This window comes from Streptomyces sp. cg40 (genome assembly GCF_050320165.1).
Classification (GTDB): domain Bacteria; phylum Actinomycetota; class Actinomycetes; order Streptomycetales; family Streptomycetaceae; genus Streptomyces; species Streptomyces hokutonensis.
The window spans coordinates 10597068-10616185 of the sequence record NZ_CP190128.1 but is presented as its reverse complement, the minus strand read 5'-3'; the positions used below and the strand labels follow the sequence as shown (position 1 = coordinate 10616185).

The window sequence follows — 19118 nt, the reverse complement described above, 5'->3', positions numbered from 1 at the left end:
CCGCAGACACGACGCGGTGCCGCTACGCGGCACTCACCGTGCTCCGCACGGAAGACCGGAACTCCGTTCCGGTCACCGGCTCGCTCCGCGATCCGGCAGCGGGACCAGCCTCCGGCCGGCCCCGGGCCGTACCGGTGCGCTCCGCGCCCCGGTACGGCAAAAGTAGCTGCCTGGAGGGGCGGTGTGTATCGCGTGGAACGTGCGTCACAGCTCATGGAGCGCCGACCGCTCCCCGCGATGGAGGTGTTCACGGGGCATCACAACACGAACCATGCCGTCCCGACCGCGCGTCGCTCCTCAGGATCGACCACTTCCCGTCAACACTGAACACTGGTGTGCGTCACTCCTTGAGAGTGGATAGATTCTGGGATGATGACTCAGTAGCTCTTCAGGGTAGCGTTCGGAGTGATTCCGATTCGTTGGATTTGAAAATCATATCGATATTGGCGTGAGAAATGGAGCAGAAATGACGCGTATGATTCTTCGGCAGCACCAGATCGAGGGCGTTGATTCGGTGCTGAAGAATCTCTCAGAACAACCCGGAAAGGGTATTCATCCGGGAGGTCTGCGGACTCAGGTAATCGCCGCTACCGGCTCCGGTAAGACCCTGATCGGTGTGGAGTCGGCGAATCGGCTTTCGGCTCGCCGGGTGCTGGTATTGGTGCCGACTCTGGACCTGCTGTTGCAGATGACCGCTGCCTGGCGGAAGGGCGGCCGTCACGGCGCGATGATCGGCGTCTGCTCCCTGCGGGGCGCGGACAGCCAGGGTGTGCCGTGCACGACCGACCCCGACGAGCTCGTCGCGTGGACGGCCGGCCCCGAGACGGTGACGGTGTTCGCGACGTACGCCTCGGTCGGCATGGGCACCCTCCAGCGCGCGCACGCCGCAGGCCTCCCTGTGTGGGACCTGATCGTCGTCGACGAGGCCCACCGGGTCAGCGGGGACGCGGGCAAGCCCTGGGCCGCCGTGCACGACCAGGCGCAGATTCCTGCCGTGCGTCGGCTGTACATGACTGCCACCGCGCGGGTGTGGGAGGCGGGGGGCGACCGGCCGCGCATGGTCGCGTCGATGGACGAGGACTCGCCGGTCTTCGGCCCGGTCGCGTACAAGCTCCGGTTGTCCGAGGCGATCCGTATGGGTCTGGTGGCGCCGTATCAGGTGCTCTGCTTGGACATCCGCGACCCCGAGCTGTACGCCGCGCTGACGACCGAGGCGACCGGCTCCGACGCCGTGCGCGGGGCGCGGCTGGCGGCTGTGCAGACCGGGTTGATGCGGGCGGCGAGCCAGGAGCGGTTCCGGCGGGTGCTCAGCTTCCACAGTCGGGTCGGGGAGGCGGAGGCGATGGCGGCCTCGGTGCCGGTGACGGCTCGCCGGCTCGCCGAGGACGACCCCGGGACGTTCCCGCCTGCCGAGCAGGTGTGGGCGGAGTGGCTGTACGGCGAGCATGCGCCCGCGCACCGCCGCAGCGTGCTGGATGAATTCGCTTCCGATTTCCTTGGTGGGCCTGATTTTGGGGGCCGTGATGTGCGCGCGGAGCTGAGGGTTCTTTCCTCGGTTCGGGTTTTGGGTGAAGGTGTCGATACGGCTGAGTGCGATGCGGTTCTTTTCGCGGACGCGCGTGGCTCGATGGTGGACATCGTGCAAATGGTCGGGCGCGCTCTGCGGATGCGTCCGGGAGTCGGGAAACTGGCCACGCTGATCGTTCCTGTATTCCTCGGGGAAAACGAGGACGCGAACGAACTACTGACCTCGGATGCCTACGGGACCCTCGCGAAGATCCTCGGGGCGCTCCGGGCGCACGACTCCGAGACGATCGAGGCCCTCGCCGATCCGCGCGTCCGCAACAGCCGTGCCGCAGCGAGCGAGGACGACGACCTCGACCAGGACGACGAGCCGGAACAGGACGACGAGGACGGCCAGGAGCAGGACGCCGTGCGCGTGGGCGCGGCGGCGGCCGGGGTGCTCCGGTTCAGCGAGGAACGCGATCCCGCCGCGCTCACGCAGTTCGTACGACTGCGGGTCATCGACCCGGAAGCTGCGTACTGGCGGCGGGGCATCGAGGCGGCGACCCGGTGGCGGCGCGAGAGCGGCAACGGCGAGCTGCGGGTGCCGTACACGTACGTCACCCCGGAGGACTGGCCCGCGATCGGCGGCCATCCGCTCGGGGCGTGGATCGCGGATCAGCGCCGGTACTACGCCGCCGGGACCCTGGAGGCCTCCCGCGTCATCGAGCTGGAGGCGCTCGGGATGGTGTGGTCGGTGCAGGCGTCCGCGTGGGACGCCGGCCTCGCCGTGGCCCGCTCGTACGCCGATGTCCACGGGCACTTCCTCCCCGCGGCCTCCGTCGTCTGGGACGACTTCCCGCTCGGGGTATGGGCCAAGAACCAGCGGGCGGCGGCCAGGAAGGCGGCGGAGAACGCCGAGCTGCGCGAGGCGGGGGAAACGGGCGTCCCGGCCGCTGGAGAGCTGTCAGCGGGCCGTCTGGAGGCGCTCGCGGATGTGGATCCGGGGTGGTGTCCGGCGTGGGAGATCGGCTGGCAGCGCTGCTACCGGCTCACCCTCGCCCACGTCCAGACCGGGGGCGCGCTCCCTGCTGGACCTGGTCAGCTGATCGTGCAGGGCGAGGACTTGGGGGTGTGGATCGCCGGGCAGCGGACCGGATGGGAACGGCTGACGCCCGCGCAGCAGTACCTCCTGACCACGGTCGGAGTCGAGCACCTGGGTGAGGGCGAGTCGATCGCGGGCGCGGTCCGGTCGCAGGACGCCCGGTGGGCCGCGAACATCGCGGCGGCACAGCAGTTCCATGCCCGTGAGGGGCATCTGCGGCCGGCGCGCAAGCACGTCGAAGTCGTGGACGGCGAGCCGTACAAACTCGGGGCGTTCCTCGACAACACCCGCCGCCGGGCCGCGAAGTTGAGCCCGGAGCGGCGGGCGCAGCTGGCCGCGCTCGGCCTGGAATGGGTGCTGGAGGGCGGGCCATGATGACGAGGGGGGAAACCGTTCACGGTTTCCCCCCTCGTCATCATGGCTTCGTGGTCATGTGTGGGTGTACAGAGCCAGGACGCCGTGGCCCGCAGTGGCTACGGTCGCGAAGGTCTTTGCTCCCTTCCAGATCGCCGTCTGCCAGCTTGATCCGGCTGCTGCGAGCAGTCGCGTGCATCTCGCCAAACAGGACCACCAGGCGCTGGTCCTCGCGCTCGGTCACCAGCCGAAGGCCGCCGACCTCCAGGACGACGAACTCATCGACGTCAGACCCGTGTCGCGGACGACGAGGTCGTCCTGGCACCACCAAGTCAGCTGAACAGATCGGTGCCCGCCTCGATTGCCGCATTGACGGCGTGCTCGGCGTCTGCCGTGATGACCGTGGTGACGGCAGGCGTCAGGATGCGCATGATCGAACGCCAGATCCTTCGGCCACGGCTCGGTTCGGTTCCCTCACGTTCCAGTGCGTCAACCTCCTCAGCCAGGTCTTCGGCTTCGGTCGCATGCAGCCCCAAGGCTGGCGCCACCTGCCGGAGCTGACTGACGAGAGACGCCAAGGCATCACTGTTCACACCTTGGTTGATGGACTGAGAGTTCTGATTACCGCTCGCCAGGTTGGCATGGTCCACGCTCCCACCGACATAGATGCCGCTGAAGTGGTTCGTAACGCTGTCGCGAGGCGGCGGTTGAGAGGCAGCGGTCACGAAATCCCTCACAGTCTGGTTGGAATGAAGAAAGCGGATCCCCTTGCTGGTCGTTCGGACGGTCAATCGGCCTATCACCTTAGGGCCGTGTTCGAGTAGACCTTCCTCGGCAAGGTAGCTCACAGCTAGATCGACGACATTTTGGGGAACCCTGATCCCTGCGAACCAGCAATCGTCGGTGAAATAGAAGTCGGAAGGACTCACGTACCTTTTGGAAGCGGGCATGTAGGCCCAAGTGACCAGACTGGTGTACAGATGGTCGTGCAGCGCGACTCTGCTCTGCCCTTGCTCCAGTAGCCATTCGATGCGGCGCAAGCCAAAATCTGTCCATATGAGCTTGCCAATGTAATTGCGCTTTCGGTTCCACTCAGGAGTGAAGAGGCCGTCTCGTAGCACCGTGTTGACCATGGCTGTGGTGCTGTTTCCGTAGCGATAACCTACCGGGAGCCCAGCGTCACCCATTATGAGGTCTACCATCGAGTGCTCGATGGGGTTGGGGTATTCACCTCGGTTGTACGCGGCTCGTAAGAACCGGTCCACGTGGTTCGCAGAAACCAGTTTCGCGTTCATGACCGAAAAGCGTAGCGCCGGAGTGCAGGCTTCCGCCCGAGTATGCGGACTTGCGGGCCGTCTTGACCTATTATGTAGGCTTTTACCTCGCCTTCGGAATGCCAGTAGGAGCCACTGGTCCCTCTTGTCGTCCAGCGTCTTGTCCCTGCGGAAGCAGGAGTCGGCGGGGCAAGTCCGTCACCTTCGGCGACGACGGGCGGAACAACCGAGCCTGTGGACATTCAGAACCGATACGTAAAGCAACGCGTGGTTCCCGCCCGGCCGACGGGCACGATCTGCACCGCCTCGTTCTCCGGGCCGTCGGCGTCCTACGGCGAGGAGTCCTACAGCTCGGGGATCGTCTCGTCCAACAAGGTCGAGGCCTTCTCCGGCATGTCCTCGAACGCCTCGCTCACCAAGTACAAGGAGCACAAGGAGAAGGAACCCGAGGCGAACATCGTCAAGGAGGTCATCTACATGGTCGCCATGCCCAACCGCGTCAAGGGCGAGATCGAGGACGTCACCTCCGCGGTGAAGTCCATCGAGGCGAAGCACGCCGTCGAGACGCTCAAGTTCAACAACCTCGTCTGCGATCCGAGGTTGGCTTGTCTTGCAGGGCCCGCTGCGCCAAGAGCTCGGAGGGTGCTGGGGGTGGCCGGCAGGAGTTCCGCGGCGGCCCGGACGGTGGCCTGGAGCGTGTCGTGGACGGTCACGTCCGGGCGGGCGAGCCGCAGTTGCTCAAGAACGTCCAGCCGTCGCGGGTACGCGGGATGGGCGCCGACCGCCAGCCGGGTGCCGCGGGCGGCGTGCGCCCCGAGTTCGTACAGGGCGATGGGCTGGACTGCCTCCGCGCAGAATCAGAAGAGGATCACGTCGGCGATGCACAAGTGCTCGTACTCCCACACGGTCTGCTCCCGTGCCGCCTGCGCCTGCCCGACCGGAAAGGCGGCGCGGCGCGGGTTGAGGACGACGGCCGGGGAGCCGATCGCGTCCAGCTGCAGCACGGCGCGCCGCTGCCAGTCGGGGCATCCGGTGATGCCGCCGGCGAGGAAGAGCGAGGCGGCCTCGCCGTCGTAGTGCGCGGGGGCCTCGATGTAGCGCAGGGCGCGGGGCGGCAGCAGCGGGAAGCCGTCGACCGCGATCGCGTCCAGCAGATCGCGCACCAGGGCCTGCGCCTCGGGACTGCCGCCTGGGTAGGCGCGCAGCACCGGGGCCAGCCGCCAGGAGCCGAGTTCCGGGTGGGGGCGCAGCATCTGCTCGATGGATGTCGCGGCGAGGATCCCGCCGGCGGCCAGTCCGTCCAGGCCGCCGTCGACGCCGGCCTGCGCGAACAGGATGCGGGCGCGGTGTTCTTCGGCCGCTTCCGGCCGCCAGCGGCCGTGCAGGTAGTCGGCGGTCAGGTCGTCGGCCAGGCGCTGGAGTTCATCCGTCACGCCCGTCAGCGTACGAAAGCGGCCCCGCAGACCCGCCGCGTAGGGCAAATCGCGGTGCGCAGCGGAAGCGCGCACCGTCGGCGTTTACTGGTCCGGATACGTACGCAATACAGGTGAAGCCGATGCCCGCCCGTGGAGGCATAGGCGATCGGCTTCACGTGGGGAGGTGCGCCAACACCGTCCCTGTTTCCCTGGTGCGTGCCGGTTGGAGCCAGTAGCAATCAGGGCGCCACGGTTTGCCTGGGCCCACCGTGTGCTGACTTCGATAGTGCCTGGACTTTCTACGGCGTTCAGATCACGGGCGGTGCGAAATTGAATCAACGCAGGTCAGCACACTCATGTCCCGTCATGACGCCCTTGTACATTTATAGGACGTTTCTCCGAGTAAAGATTGCGGGGCAAGGGGAACCGCAGGACCCGCCGCATGCTAGGGCAGGGTGCAGCGCCACGATCTGCACCGACGCCTTTCGATCTTCCTGTTTGCCATACCCACACCCACTCGTCCGTGGCTGTCAGCGTGTGACTCAGGTCACAGGCGGAGCTTTGGAGCGTTGGTGAGCCAACGATTTACCGACGCTCACACATGCCCTAGAGGCTGAGACCCTGTGGGCAGCAGGTCTCCCACGCGTCGAGAGCGCCAACTCTCGCCAGGCGCACGGGAGATCGACACCGGTTGGAGCAAGTAGCACCGTCCGGCGATCTCCTGATCGCCGGACGGTACGTAAGGGGATACGCACATGGGTGGGAAGCCCACTGCCGCGGCGAGCGCCGCGGCCACCGCGCCGGCGTCGGCCGGCACCAGCACCACGACCTCTGTCGACCGGTTCGGCATGCCGCAGGCGGTCGTCATCGTCGTGTTCGTCGTCACTGCGGCCTTCCTCGCCCCTTCGGGCATGAACGTCGGCGATGTCCTGCTGCTCCTCGCGGGCGCCGGTACCACCGGCGCCACCGTCGTCGCGATGGCGGTGGTCGGCGGCAGCAGGGCCGGGCGTATCAGCCGCATGATCCGCGCCTACTTCAGCGCGGGGAACTGAGGTGACCGGCATGGGACGCCCCGAGAAGCCGGTGAACCGCACCGTTCCCGCACGCGCGAAGCTCGCGGACTTCCTGCGTGAGCGCAAGGCCCGGTCCGGCCAGACCTACGAGCAGATGGCCCTGGAGGTCAACGGCATTCCGTCGAAGGCCACGTTCGAGCGGGCCGCCTCCGGCAACTGCGTGCCCTCCTGGGAGACCGTCTCGGCCTTCATCGCCACGACCTCCACCAGCAAGGAGATGACCGTCGCGGCCCTCAGTGCCGCCATCAACCGCGGCCAGGAGCTGTGGATCCGCGCCCGCCGGGACACCCGGGCCCCGTACTACGTTCCCAGCGCCCCCGACCCGGATCTGATCTCCACACGGGCTGACCTGCTCCGGGACCTGCGCCGCCAGCATGTGTGGGCCGGCTATCCCACCCCCGGCGAGATGGAACGGATATCCGAGATCGGCGTGCTGCCCAGCAGCACCACCCGCCGCGTCATCAAGGGCGAGATGCTGCCCGTCGACCGCAGGCAGACCATCGCCTTCCTCAAGGCCTGCTACGTCGCCAGCCCGGCAGCCCTCGAACCGTGGCTCGCCGCAGCGGACCGGGCCCACGCCGACGCGGAGACCAAGCGACTCAAGGCCCTCCAGGAGATGCACGGCAAGACCAAGGAGAAGCCCACGGCCGACATCCCCCTCAAGGGGTCCGGCCCCAAGAGCACCGACGTGGGCATGGCCGCGTAGAGGGGCATCTCGACACGTCGGGGGCGGGTCGTCACGGTCGTTGCCGGACATGGAGCAGGGCCCCGCACCGTGTGCGGGGCCCTGCTGGTGTGGATCACAAGTGGTTGCCGAGCGTACTCATGCCGCGAAGCCGATGTTGGTGACGTACTCGTACTGGCCCCACTGGGAGCCGAGGTCGACAACCTGGTCGACCCACGCGTCGTCCAGCTCCTGGTCGTCGCCGGCGGCCCACGCAGCGACGATCCGGTCCCAGTGACGGACGGTCAGCGCCCGGTACTCCACCGCCCGCTGGTAGGGGCGGTCGACCTGGGACTGGTTGAGCGGGTGAATCTCCACGCGGGTACCGCGGTTGAGGCGTGCCAGGAGGTAGCTGGCGACGTTCTCGCGGCGCACGGTGCGGTACGCCTGCTCGATCGCCGCGAGGTTCTTCCGCGACGGGGTGCGGGTGCCGTTCAGCCAGGCGCGCAGGGTGCGGCCGGTGACGGTCAGTCCGGCGGTACGAGCGGCGGCCTGGGCGTGGTCGGTGCGGGTGAGGTAGTGCAGGCGGGCGAGCAGACCTCGCCGGGCGGTGATCGGGGTGGCGATGTAGCCGGCGAGGGCGTCCAGCTGGCGGGCGACGGCCTCGTGGCCCTTGATGCCGCGCGCGCCGAACTTGCCGAAGTCGATGTTCCGCTCGGGCATGTCAGGCCTCTTCCGGGGTCGCGGGGTCAGCGTGGCCGACGGCGTAGACGTCCTTGACCTTCACCTCGGTGACGCCGCGGCCTTCGGGGAAGATAGCGCGCCAGTCGCCCGCCACGTGCAGCTCGTCGGTGCCCATCGCGCGCACCACCATCAGGCCCTCGTCGTAGGCACGGTGGGCCTTCCACCACAGGTTCGCGAACGCCTGGGAGCGGATGAGGTGCATCCAGTCCGTGCGGTACAGCTCCCGGTTGTAATTCGACTCCCCCATGGTCGAAACGAATTTCGAATACATCGCCTTCACGTATTCGAGGGTGACGTCGTCGCCGTCGGCGATCGCGGTGTCGCGGGCGTCCTTGAGGGTGATGCGGAATTTCTCCAGCAGGCCTTCGGTGGCGCCCGAGGTCCACGATTCGTGGATCACGGGCGGCTCGCACAGTCCGTACGTGGGGCTGGAGATCCGCAGCAGCAGGCGCAGGGTCGGCTCCGTGATCCACAGGGGGCCGGCCTCGTCGCGGTTGCCGATCGGGTTGGGCAGCACCGTGTCGTGGTTCCAGGCGGGCGGGGTGATCAGGTGGATGCCGGCGCGGCGGCGGTCGTGGAGATCGCCGGTGGAGTGTTCGAGCTGGCCGAGCGGGAGGTGGGTCTTGAGTGCGGACAGGTAGGCGCCGTTGATGTCGAGGGCGGTCACCTCGTGCACGCCGGGCGGGAGTTCGGGGCGGGCCCACTTGGGGCGGGCCTCCCAGACCTGGTCGGCACCGCGAGCGGTCTGTTTGCGCAGCACGTCGGGCAGCCACGGGTGCGCGACGACGTCGTAGCGGCCGCCCTTGCGGGTGTGGTCCAGCAAAATCATGGCGTCCGGGATGGCCCGCTTCACCAACGCCGCGGTGGCTGCCTCGACATCGCCGGCGTGCTGGGCGAGGACTGCGGTGACGGCGGAGGCGATCAGGTCCGGGGTGTCGGCGGTCTGCATACGGCGCCCGACCGGCACGACCTTCACGCCGCGTCCGGCCTGCCGCACCGGCTGGTGCACGGTCGGCGGACGCCTTGTTCCGGTGCGACCGGCCGGCTTGGGGGCGGGTTCGGCGGCGGGAACAGGCTGAGCGGTGGGAACGGGCTGGGCGGCGGGGACGGTCCGGGCGGGGTTGCAGTCGGCGGGGTCCAGGTGCTGGGGGAATCCTTCGACCTGATGGCGGGCGGGCTGCCCGCACAGCACGCACGGCCGCGGGACCGCCAGCTCATCGACGTCGTCCAGGCCGACGAGGCCGACGAGGTCGTCGGGGTGGGCGGGGTGGGCGGGCTCGTCGGCTTCCGCCGGCTCCTGCGGGAGCTCCGTGGCGGGGTCCGTGTCCGTGGCTGCCGCGGGGTCCGGCTCGGCCTGCGCCGGCTCCTGCGGGAGTTCGGCGGCGGGCTCTGTGCCGGTGGTTGCGGTGGTTGCGGTGGGGGCCAGTCTGGTGCGGGCTCCCTCGAGGAAGTACGCGTACTTCTCCCGTACGTCGCCGCTCGGGTCGCGTCCCGACTCCCAGCCCCCCACCGTGGACACGCCCACCCCCAGAGCCTGCGCGAGCCGGGCGCGTGAGACGTTCAGTGCCTCCCGCAAAGGGCGGCGCTCTTCGACGGGCGGCAAGGGGGTTTCCTGCTTGGCGAGGGCGAGCAGGGCATCGATCGCCTCGAAGTCCGCCATCAGGCTCCCCCGTCCTGTACGGCGCCGGCGGTCCGGCGGGACCGGGACCGGGACTGGGCCGGGGTGCGGCCGGGGGTGCGGCGGCGGTGTGCGGGCAGGGATTCCATGGCCCGGGTGGGGCCGGCAAGGAGTGCGAGGACGTCGATTCCGTAGTGCGCGGCCACGATGTCGCAGTCTGCCAGGCTCCACGCGGCTGCTGCGGACTGGCGGCGGCTCACCTGCGCCTGGCTGACTCCCAGCGCGGCCGCGAGATCGACCTGCGACTCGCCCGTCGCATGCAGGAGCGCGGCGACCGCCGACCGCACCCGCTCGTCCAAGGCCATACCCACAGCAGGGATTATACAGGATACGCACTTTTGATGCGAATACCGCAACCTCGCGTGTCCGGTGCCGCCAGGCGTGACGGCGGTGCCGGTGCCGTCGAATCGGCGGGCGTGCCGTCCTGGGCGACGGCCGTGCGGACCCGTCGGGGAGTGCCTGTGCGTCATCGGCCCGATCGACCCGTGGCGGCGCTTCGGGCACGCAGGTCCCAGACCCGGCGCGAGGCCTCGCGCCGGGATCATCGGGATCAGACGGTGAGGACGAGCTTGCCCCGCAGGTGGCCGGCCTCGAGCAGCCGGTGCGCGTCGGCAACGCGCTCGAAGGGGAACGTCTGCTGCACATGGACCCGGAGCCTGCCCTGTTCGACGAGGTCGACGAGACCGCGCAGGGCGACCGGATCCGGGTCGACCGCGATGCCGCTGAAGCGCATCCCGGCCGCCTCGTAGCGGGCGATGAGCTCCGCGTCCTCCTCGGCGACCGCCGTCACCAGGTGGCCTCCCGGGCGCAGCACGCGGAGCGAGCGCTCGGCGGTGTCGCCGCCGATCGTGTCGAGCACGACGTCGATGCCGCGGACCGCCTCGGTGAAGTCGACCGCCGTGTAGTCGATCACCTCGTCGGCGCCGAACCCCTCGACGAACTCCCGCTTGCTCCCGCCGGCGGTCGCGATCACCTGCGCGCCGAGCGCCTTCGCGATCTGGATCGCGACGTGACCGACCCCGCCGCCACCGCCGTGGACCAGGACACGGTCGCCCTCACCCACACCCGCCAGGTCGACCAGGCCCTGCCATGCCGTCAGCCCGACGACCGGCAGCGCCGCCGCCTCCGCGTGCGAGAGCGACGCCGGCTTGCGCACCAGGTGCAGCGCCGGAGCGGACACCGCTTCGCCATAGGCGTGCGCGGCCCGGGGGAACAGGGGCATTCCGAACACTTCGTCACCGGGCCTGAACCGCCAGGTCGACGCCTGTTCGACGACGCCGCTGATGTCCCAGCCGAGAACGAACGGCGGCCGGCCGAGCAGCGGGAACTCCCCGGCGCGCAGGCGCGCCTCCAGCGGGTTCAGCCCGATCGCCCTGACACGGACGAGGACCTCGGTCGGGAGGGGCCGGGGCTCGGGCGCGTCCACGATCGTGAGCACCTCGGGACCGCCGAGCGTCTGCTGGGTGACGACTCGCATGACTGGCATGACTCTCCTGGCTCGGGAAACTCGGGAAGCTCGGGAAGGGGGGAAACCCCAGGCTAGGTTTCCGACAGGAACCCGCAGGTACCCCAGGTGCCGGTACCTTTGACGCCATGAGCGGTCCCGTTCCCGGTGCCGGCTTTCTCGCCGACTGTCCGGCGCGTCTGACGGTCGAACTCATCGCCGACAAGTGGACGGCGGTCGTGCTCTACGGCCTCAGCCGGGGCCCGGTCCGCCATGGCGAGCTGATCGATCTGATCGGCGGCATCTCCCGCAAGATGCTCACCCAGACACTGCGACGGCTCGAAGCGCACGGACTCGTCCGCCGCCACGCCTACGCCGAGGTGCCGCCCCGCGTCGAATACGAACTCACCCCGCTCGGCGCAACCCTGATCGGTCCGATCCACACGCTCACCGAGTGGGCCAGGGCGAACGGCGAAGCAGTGCTCGACGCGCTCGACGCCGGTCCCGAACCGGTCGCCCCAAACGGCTGAGGCCCCCGCCGGGGGAGCGCAGATCCTCGACCCGTCGTGTCGGCCTTGCTCGTGGCGGGGCCGGGAGCGGGGAAGGTGTCCAAAGGCCGCAGGGAAAGGCCGCAGGAGAAGGGCCGCAGGGAAAGGCTGCCGAAGCGGCCGTGTGCTTCCAGGAGCGGGCGGGGCTTCCTCCCGGCCGCGGCCGGTGGTCACGGCAGTGACGCCGAGGAGCATGCCGCCAAGGTCCACCGTCGCGGGTTCGCCCAGGCGGAACACGACACGATGACCGGGATCCGATGCCCCGGCGTCCGACCCGCAGGAACCCGCGCACGAGCCGGTGGACGCCGAAGGCGAGGGGCGTGCCTCAGGGCTGGATGTTCTCCAGGTCCTTCAGGAGGCCGGAGTGCGCCGGCCGCCACCCGAGGGCTTCGCGGGTGTGGGCGCTGGAGGCCGGCTGGTCCATCGCGAAGATCGGGCCGAACGGGCCGAAGTTCTCTTCCGGGACCTGTTCGACCGGCAGACCCAGTCGCCGGCCGATGACGGTCGCGATGTCCCGCACCGCGTCGCCCTCGTCGCCGACGGCGTGCCAGGACGTCCCGGCGGGAGCCGACTCGAGGACCCGGCGGAAGAGGACCGCCGCGTCGAGCGCGTGCACGGCCGGCCAGCGCTGGGTGCCCTCCCCCGGGTATCCGGCCACTCCGGTACGGCGCGCCGCCTCGACCAGCAGGCCGGCGAATCCGCCCTGCCCCTCGTTGTGGACGGTGCGCGGCATGCGGACGGCCGTGCTGCGCAGACCGCGCGAGGCGAGATCCAGCAACGCCGTGACGGAGCGGCCCCGACCGCCCACCGGCCCGTCGGTCGGCAGCGGATCGGCCTCGGTGGAGGCACGGCCCGGTACCCAGGGCGTACCCGAGACCGTGACGATCGGGCGGTCGCTTCCGATGAGTTCCCGCCCCAGCGCGGCGAGGGCGGCGCTCTCCTCGGTGATGGCCCGGGCGAGCGCGTCCGGGCTGCTGTAGTCGCGTCCGAACGCCAGGCTGATCACGCCCTCGCACTGCGCGGCGCCGGACCGCAGGACGTCGAGGTCCGCCAGGTCTCCTCGCAGCACCTCGGCGCCGGCGCTCGCAAGGGTCTGTGCGGAGCCGTCCGAGCGGGCCAGTGCGAGAACGCTGTGGCCGCCTGCGAGCAGTTCCGCGACGACGGCGGAGCCGATGGTGCCGGTGCCGCCGGTGACGAAGACATGCATGAGCTCTCCCTCAAGTGATGGGACTCTTGTCCCGTCACTGACCCTACACCGGTGACGGGACAGGAGTCCCATCACCTATCCTGGTCCCATGGCCAGATGGCAACCAGGCGCGGCCCAGCGACTCGTCGTCGCCGCCGTCGACCTGTTCACCGAGCAGGGGTACGACGCCACCACGGTGGCGCAGATCGCCGAGCGCGCCGGCGTCACCAAGAGCACCTTCTTCCGGCACTTCTCCGACAAGCGCGAGCTGCTGGTCGCCGGCCAGGAGACCCTCAGCAGGCTGCTCGCCGACGGCATCACCGAAGCCCCCGCGGACGCCAGCCCGCTTCAGGCGGTGGCAGCCGGCCTGGAGCGCGCATCGAGCGCCATGGGGCCGGCCAACCGCGAACTCGGCCCCCGCATCAAAGCCGCCGTGGCAGCCAGCACCGAACTCCAGGAACGCGACACCCTCAAGAGCGTCGGTCTCGCAGCCGCCATGACAACCGCACTCATCGCCCGCGGCGTCCCCGACCCGACCGCGCACCTCGCCGGCGAACTGGGAGTCCTCGCATTCAAACGCGGCTACGCCCAGTGGTCCGAAAGCGACCGCGACGACACGGAAGGGCTCGCGCCACACGCACTGGCAGCCCTGGAGGACCTCCGCGCGGCAACCGCCTCGCTGGGCTGACCGACGCCGCAACGGTCCACCGCCAGCAGGCCGCCCACGGCGGCAATCACGGCGGCACCCACCACAGGCGCAGGTGGCGACGCTCCCGGTCCCTGCCGGAGCGACACGTTTCACCAACCGGTGCAAGCGGCTGCCCTCACGCAGACGGCCAACCTGGACGCCCGCCCTCGGATGCACCGCCCGACCGAGCACCCCTTCCCTTTCGGCCCGGCCGCACAACCCATCGACCGGGCCGTGGTCATCACGCGAACACGGACAGCAGGAGTGCCATGCCCAGACCGAGCACGCTGACCAGTGTCTGCACCACGGTCTGTGTCTTCGTGGCCTGGGCCAGATCCATGCCGAAGGACTCCTTGACCAGCCAGAACCCGGCGTGGTTCACGTAGTTGAGCCCGAGGGAGCCCGCCCCGACGGCCACCACGAGCAGTGAGGCCTCCAGGCCTCCTCCGTGGATCAGAGGAGCGACGATGCCGGTCGCGGAGACGATGCCGACAGTGGCGGAGCCGGTGGTCGTCGACAGCAGAAGTGCGACCAGCCAGCCGAGCAGGATGACGTCGAGATGAGCTCCCTTGGCCGCGGCGGCGATCGCGTCGCCGATGCCGGAGTCCTGGAGAACCTGTTTGAACGCGCCACCGCCACCGATGATGAGCAGGATCACGGCGATGGACCTGAGGCTGTCCGTCAGGGACTCGCGGACCTCCTCGGCGGGCCGCCCGGTGCGCAGGGTGGTCAGGGCGAGGGCGAAGAGGAGTCCCGCGAGCATGGCCACGACCGGCTCGCCGGTGAACGTCAGCACGGAGCGCACCGAGTTGGTCTCGTCCAGCATCGTCTCGGCGAGGGTGCGCAGCAGCATGAGGACCACGGGGACGAGCACCGCGGTGACGGCCAGGGCGGTCGGCACGGATGAGCCCGCTTCGACGTCCGTACGCCGTTGCGCGCCGGGACCGCCGACCGCCGTGACGGCAACCGCCGATTCCTTCTCGGTACGGCGCCCGGCGCCGGTGAACTGCGCGACGAGAGCGGCGTCCGGGCGGACGTCGGGGAGACGGGGCGCGATCCAGCGGGCGTAGACGGGGCCCGCCAGGATCACGGTCGGGACGGCGCAGACGAAGCCGACGAGCATGGTCAGACCGAGGTCCGCGTGCAGACCGGTCACGGCGGTGAGCGGTCCGGGGTGCGGCGGGAGCATGCCGTGCAGCGTCGACAGGGCGGCGATGGCCGGCACGCCGAGCAGCACGTACGGAGAGCCCTTCGTGCCGCCCTGGGCCTCCAGTCTCCGCGCCACGCTGAAGATCAGCGGCAGCAGCACGATGAGCCCGACCTCGAAGAACATCGGGACGCCGATGACGAACGCGGCGACCGCGACCAGCCAGGGCAGCTTCCGGGTGCTGGAGCGGTCGACCAGAGCGCGGGCGACGGCATCGGTGGCACCCGAGTCGGACAGGAGACGCCCGAGCATGGCACCCAGAGCCAGAGTGATCCCCACGTCACCAAGGGTGCCGCCGGCGCCGTCCTCGACGGAACCCGCCAGTCGGTCGACGGGCTCACCAGCCGCGAGACCGGTCGCCACGGTGACGACGATCAGCGCGATGAACGGGTGGACGCGCAAACGGGAGTTGATGAGGTAGATCAGGGCGGCGATCGCCACGGTCAGGATGACGAGCAGCCACCAGGTGTGCGAGGTCATGCGGGTGCCTTTCGACGGGCAGGGTGATGGGCGCGGCGAGTTGAGGTGCTGGGCAGGAGGGATCGCGGGGCGGCGCGCCGCACGCCGGGTGATCGGGGGCGACCGGTCAGCGCACCGGTCGGTTCAGCCCGAGTTCCTTGGTGAGGCGGGCGACCGAGGTGTCCTGTTCGGAGAGGTACGTCCCGAAGGCGACGCCGACGGCGAAGGCGTCGGCCCAGCCGTGTCTGCGGACCGCCGCCTTCCACTGCTTGGACGCGTGCATCGCGGTCAGCGCGTCGATCCACCGCTTCCGGTCGGCGGCGGTGATACCCGGTGGGGCCACGATTCCGCGCCAGTTGCTGAAGGCCAGGTCGATGCCGACGCTCTTCAGCGTCGGCACTCCCGGCAGGGCGTCGACCGGTTTCTCGCTGGTCACGGCGAGGACCCTGAGCTGCCCGGCGTCGATCTGGTCGAGGAACTCTCCGACCCCGGTGGTGGCGAAGTCGACCTTGCCGTCGAGCAGGGCCGGCAGCAGGTCTCCTCCCCCGCCCTGGTAGGCGGCGTAGTCGACCTGCCGCGGGCCGATGCCGACGGCCTTCGCCAGTTCCAGAGACAACAGGTTGTCCGGTCCACCGGGCGAGGATCCGCCACCGACTCTCAGCCGTGCCGGGCTCCTCTTCCAGGTGGTGACCAGATCCTCGATCGACCGGTAGGGCGAGTCCCCGCGTACGACCACCGCACCCGGCTCGTCCACCAGCCGGGCGAGCGGAGTCGTCTGGGTGACGGTGACTCCGGCGTGCGCCACGTGCGAGGCGCCGAGGACGCCCAGTCCCATCTGCAGGGCCAGCCGACCGTTGCCCCGCTCGTTCACGATGCGTTGCAGACCGACCGTGCCGCCCGCGCCCGGCAGATTGAACACCTGCACGTCGGGGGCGACACCGATCTCCTGCATGACCCGTGCCGCCGTGCGGGCCGTGGTGTCGTAGCCGCCGCCCGGCGTGTTCGGAACCATGATCCGCAGGCCGGTGTCAGCGTGCCCCGCGGTACCGGGCAGCACCCCGCATCCGACGACGAGGACCAGCGGCAGGGCGACGAGGGCGTCACGAAGGGCGTGCGAGCGACCTCTCATGGCACCTCTCTTTCGCCGCGTCGGGATGAACGTCATGATTGTGCGGCCCGTGGTACGAGCCGCACAGTTTGTGTCAGCAGTAGAGATTGAGTTCGTTGTGGTCACCAGTTTTCGCCGCCATACCCTCGCGGGCGAGATGCTCGTGCTGCAGCTCGCCATCGTCGTGGTGGTGCTGCTGGCGGTCGCGGCCGTCTCGCTCGCCCAGTCGGAAGCCACCTTCAATCGCGTCGAGGGCCGACGCGTAGGCGCGCTGGCCGAGCAGCTGGCCGCCAATCCGCTGGTGCGCACCGAACTGCCCCGGCCGGAGTCGGGAGAAGCGCTGGCTCCGTTGACCCATTCCGTCCTGGTGCAGTCGGGAGTCAGCTCCGTGACCGTCGCCGACGGCTCCGGACGCATCGTCAGTTCCACCAATCCCACGGTCGTGGGCGACCGTCTGCCCCTCGGACCGGGTGTGTCCCGTGGACGCGGCTGGTCCGGTTCTCTCACCTGGGACGGCAGTCACGAGCTGGTGGCCCAGGTACCGGTGCTCGGTGCGGCGAGCACCGATCTGGGGCGGACTCTGGGCACGGTGATGATCGGTGAGGCGTCCCCGACGGTATGGCAGAGGCTCGGCGGAGCGTCCTCCTATCTCCTCGCCTACCTCGGCATCGCCAGCGGCCTCGGCCTGGCCGGCTCCTGGCTCCTGTCCCGCCGGGTCAGGCGGCAGACGCTGGGGCTGGAGCCGCGTGAGATCACCGGACTCGCCGAGCACCGCGAGGCGATGCTGTACGGAATCGCCGAAGGCGTCGTCGCTCTGGACCCGCAGCAGCGTCTCACCCTCGTGAACGAGGTGGGCAAACAGCTGCTCGACCTGCCCGAGACCTGCGTGGGCATGACCCTGGACGACCTCGGCATCGACGGCCGCCTGCGCGACGTACTCACCGGCGCGGGCGCCGATCGCCGGCACAGACACGACGAGGTCGTCATACGTCGTGGCCGCGTGCTCGTGATGAACCGAATGACCGTCACGAAGAACGAACGACCGCTCGGCTCCGTGACCACCCTGCGGGACCGCACCGAACTGGCCCAGTTGGAGCGGGAGATCGGGTCCTTCCGCAGCTCGTCGGAGTTGCTGAGGGCACAGGCCCACGAGTTCGCGAACCAGTTGCACACCATCTCCGGTCTGATCCAGATCGGAGAGCAGGACGAGGTCGTGCGGTACGTTCGCGCGCTCACCCGCCGCCGACAGTCCTTGGACATGACACTCGGCCGCCGCGTCCACGAACCGACGGTCGCCGCCCTCCTCATGGCGAAGTACTCCCTCGCAGCCGAACGGAGGATCACGCTGAGGATCTCGGACACCACGGCCCTCGGCCGACTCGAACCGGAGGACTCCGCCGACGTGGCGACCGTCGTCGGCAACCTGCTCGACAACGCCATCGACGCAGCCGCCTCCGGTGGCGACTTCCATGGCGACTCCGGTGATGTCGAGCCCTGGGTCGAGGTCGACATCCGGCAGGACGCGTCGAGCGTCGAGATCGTGGTGTGCGACTCCGGTCCGGGCATCGCCCCCGCGCTGGCCCAGGAGGTCTTCCGCCACGGCTTCACGACCAAAGCGGCGGCTGAGGGCGAGAGGGGCATCGGCCTCGCGCTCACCCGGCTCGTCTGCGAGCGGCGCGGCGGGGAGATCGCGGTGACCAACACCGCCGAAGGAGCCCGGTTCACGGCACGCCTGTCCGTGCACCGGCCCCTCGAAGCCGTGGCGGAAGGAACAGGGAGATGAACAGCACCATCGACGTACTCGTGGTCGACGACGACTTCATGGTGGCCCGGGTCCACCGGACCTTCGTCGAACGAGTACCGCCCTTCAGAGTCGTCGGTACGGCGGGCACCGGCGAACAGGCCATCGCCGCGGTCGCCGAACTGCGCCCCGACCTCGTCCTGCTCGACCTCTACCTCCCCGACCTCTTCGGCCTGGACGTCATCCCGAGGCTCCGGACCGCGGGCCACGACTGCGACATCATCGTCATCAGCGCCGCCCGCGAAGCCGACACCGTACGCGGCGCCATCCGGCACGGCGTGGTCGACTACCTGCTCAAGCCCTTCGACTTCGAAGACCTCCAGCCCCGCCTGGAGCGCTACGCCGCCCGTCGCGGCCGACTGCTCGCCACCGTGGTCCGCGGCCAGGCAGACATCGACGGCCTGTTGTCGCGAGGGGCTGCCCCGGCTCCGGCCGCCACCCTTCCGAAGGGCCTGAGTGTGGAGACCGCCGATCTTGTGGCACGTGCCCTGCGCGACTCCGACGGCACACTGTCCGCCGCCGAATGCGCGACGGCCACCGGTATCTCCCGGGTGAGCGCCCGCCGTTACCTTGAGCACTTCCACACCACCGGCTCCGCCGACGTCTCCCTGCGCTACGGCACGGCGGGCAGACCCGAACGCCGCTACGGATGGCAGGGAAAGCGGGACGGATGACCTTCCCCGTGATGCTGGGCACGCGCCGCTCACACAACGGGGGCGGGCTCTTGTCCGCCGTACTGCCGACGCGCAGCGCCCACCCTCCACGGGTTCCGTCGGCGCGGTAGGCAGTGGGCCGGCCGGGAACCTTTGACGACCTGATAGAGGCGCGTGATCTGGGCGGCAGAGACAGTTGGGAGAACGGCGACCG

General features: G+C 69.6%; 18 protein-coding genes. 8 read left to right on the top strand and 10 right to left on the bottom strand.

From position 1 onward, the window contains the following. The first annotated feature begins 466 nt into the window (after positions 1–466). Both ACQHII_RS47730 and ACQHII_RS47725 read left to right on the top strand, forming a co-directional pair. The gene (locus ACQHII_RS47730) at positions 467–2983 is read left to right on the top strand and encodes a Helicase associated domain protein (protein ID WP_427925183.1); all 2517 of its coding nucleotides are present in this window, start codon (positions 467–469) and stop codon (positions 2981–2983) included. A gap of 172 nt (positions 2984–3155) precedes the next feature. Continuing rightward, positions 3156–3302 carry a hypothetical protein gene (locus tag ACQHII_RS47725; RefSeq protein ID WP_427917158.1) on the top strand — a complete coding sequence of 49 codons (147 nt, stop codon included), beginning with the start codon at positions 3156–3158 and terminating at the stop codon, positions 3300–3302. Here the strand turns inward: ACQHII_RS47725 and ACQHII_RS47720 are convergent. The 3 genes from ACQHII_RS47720 to ACQHII_RS47710 all read right to left on the bottom strand — a co-directional run bounded on the left by ACQHII_RS47720 (position 3295) and on the right by ACQHII_RS47710 (position 5669). Beyond that, positions 3295–4257, bottom strand: a complete 963-nt coding sequence (locus ACQHII_RS47720; protein ID WP_427917159.1) for a hypothetical protein — start codon at positions 4255–4257, stop codon at positions 3295–3297. The two genes, ACQHII_RS47725 and ACQHII_RS47720, sit on opposite strands and share 8 nt — an antisense overlap. 323 nt (positions 4258–4580) lie before the next feature. Continuing rightward, positions 4581–4709, bottom strand: coding sequence for a hypothetical protein (locus tag ACQHII_RS47715; protein WP_427917160.1), 129 nt, complete (start codon positions 4707–4709; stop codon positions 4581–4583). Between the two features lie 384 nt (positions 4710–5093). After that, positions 5094–5669, bottom strand: a complete 576-nt coding sequence (locus ACQHII_RS47710; RefSeq protein ID WP_427917161.1) for a nucleoside 2-deoxyribosyltransferase domain-containing protein — start codon at positions 5667–5669, stop codon at positions 5094–5096. A gap of 737 nt (positions 5670–6406) precedes the next feature. Between ACQHII_RS47710 and ACQHII_RS47705 the strand changes: the two genes are divergently transcribed. Together ACQHII_RS47705 and ACQHII_RS47700 are read left to right on the top strand one after the other, a co-directional pair. Then, positions 6407–6703, top strand: coding sequence for a hypothetical protein (locus tag ACQHII_RS47705; protein ID WP_427917162.1), 297 nt, complete (start codon positions 6407–6409; stop codon positions 6701–6703). A 10-nt stretch (positions 6704–6713) separates the two neighbouring features. Then, positions 6714–7430, top strand: a complete 717-nt coding sequence (locus tag ACQHII_RS47700) for a hypothetical protein (RefSeq protein ID WP_427917163.1) — start codon at positions 6714–6716, stop codon at positions 7428–7430. Positions 7431–7547: 117 nt separating this feature from the next. Here ACQHII_RS47700 and ACQHII_RS47695 read toward each other — a convergent pair whose 3' ends face one another. From ACQHII_RS47695 to ACQHII_RS47680, 4 genes are all read right to left on the bottom strand, one after another. Further along, positions 7548–8111 carry a transcriptional regulator gene (locus ACQHII_RS47695; RefSeq protein WP_427917164.1) on the bottom strand — a complete coding sequence of 188 codons (564 nt, stop codon included), beginning with the start codon at positions 8109–8111 and terminating at the stop codon, positions 7548–7550. A gap of 1 nt (position 8112) precedes the next feature. Beyond that, the gene (locus ACQHII_RS47690) at positions 8113–9792 is read right to left on the bottom strand and encodes a helix-turn-helix domain-containing protein (protein ID WP_427917165.1); all 1680 of its coding nucleotides are present in this window, start codon (positions 9790–9792) and stop codon (positions 8113–8115) included. Then, a complete protein-coding gene (locus ACQHII_RS47685) occupies positions 9792–10115 on the bottom strand; it encodes an XRE family transcriptional regulator (RefSeq protein WP_427925185.1) in 324 nt (107 codons plus the stop codon). Before ACQHII_RS47685 ends, ACQHII_RS47690 begins: the two co-directional genes overlap by 1 nt. A gap of 245 nt (positions 10116–10360) precedes the next feature. Continuing rightward, positions 10361–11287 (bottom strand): NADP-dependent oxidoreductase, encoded by a 927-nt coding sequence (locus tag ACQHII_RS47680; RefSeq protein WP_427925186.1) that lies wholly within the window; start codon positions 11285–11287, stop codon positions 10361–10363. Positions 11288–11403: 116 nt separating this feature from the next. Between ACQHII_RS47680 and ACQHII_RS47675 the strand changes: the two genes are divergently transcribed. Continuing rightward, positions 11404–11784: a winged helix-turn-helix transcriptional regulator gene (locus ACQHII_RS47675; protein ID WP_427917166.1), complete on the top strand. Its 381-nt coding sequence runs from the start codon at positions 11404–11406 to the stop codon at positions 11782–11784. Between the two features lie 343 nt (positions 11785–12127). Here ACQHII_RS47675 and ACQHII_RS47670 read toward each other — a convergent pair whose 3' ends face one another. Beyond that, the gene (locus ACQHII_RS47670) at positions 12128–13009 is read right to left on the bottom strand and encodes an SDR family oxidoreductase (protein ID WP_427917167.1); all 882 of its coding nucleotides are present in this window, start codon (positions 13007–13009) and stop codon (positions 12128–12130) included. 88 nt (positions 13010–13097) lie between these two features. Between ACQHII_RS47670 and ACQHII_RS47665 the strand changes: the two genes are divergently transcribed. Next, positions 13098–13676 (top strand): TetR/AcrR family transcriptional regulator, encoded by a 579-nt coding sequence (locus tag ACQHII_RS47665; RefSeq protein ID WP_427917168.1) that lies wholly within the window; start codon positions 13098–13100, stop codon positions 13674–13676. A gap of 241 nt (positions 13677–13917) precedes the next feature. Here the strand turns inward: ACQHII_RS47665 and ACQHII_RS47660 are convergent, their stop codons facing one another. Beyond that, positions 13918–15363 (bottom strand): GntP family permease, encoded by a 1446-nt coding sequence (locus tag ACQHII_RS47660; RefSeq protein ID WP_427925182.1) that lies wholly within the window; start codon positions 15361–15363, stop codon positions 13918–13920. A 106-nt stretch (positions 15364–15469) separates the two neighbouring features. After that, positions 15470–16471: a tripartite tricarboxylate transporter substrate binding protein gene (locus ACQHII_RS47655; RefSeq protein WP_427925181.1), complete on the bottom strand. Its 1002-nt coding sequence runs from the start codon at positions 16469–16471 to the stop codon at positions 15470–15472. A 97-nt stretch (positions 16472–16568) separates the two neighbouring features. Here ACQHII_RS47655 and ACQHII_RS47650 point away from each other — a divergent pair, with 97 nt between their 5' ends. Together ACQHII_RS47650 and ACQHII_RS47645 are read left to right on the top strand one after the other, a co-directional pair. After that, complete coding sequence (locus ACQHII_RS47650; protein WP_427925180.1) at positions 16569–18233, top strand: ATP-binding protein; 1665 nt, start codon at positions 16569–16571, stop codon at positions 18231–18233. Then, positions 18230–18925: a response regulator gene (locus ACQHII_RS47645; protein ID WP_427925179.1), complete on the top strand. Its 696-nt coding sequence runs from the start codon at positions 18230–18232 to the stop codon at positions 18923–18925. The genes ACQHII_RS47650 and ACQHII_RS47645 overlap by 4 nt, the downstream gene beginning before the upstream one ends. Positions 18926–19118 lie beyond the last annotated feature (193 nt).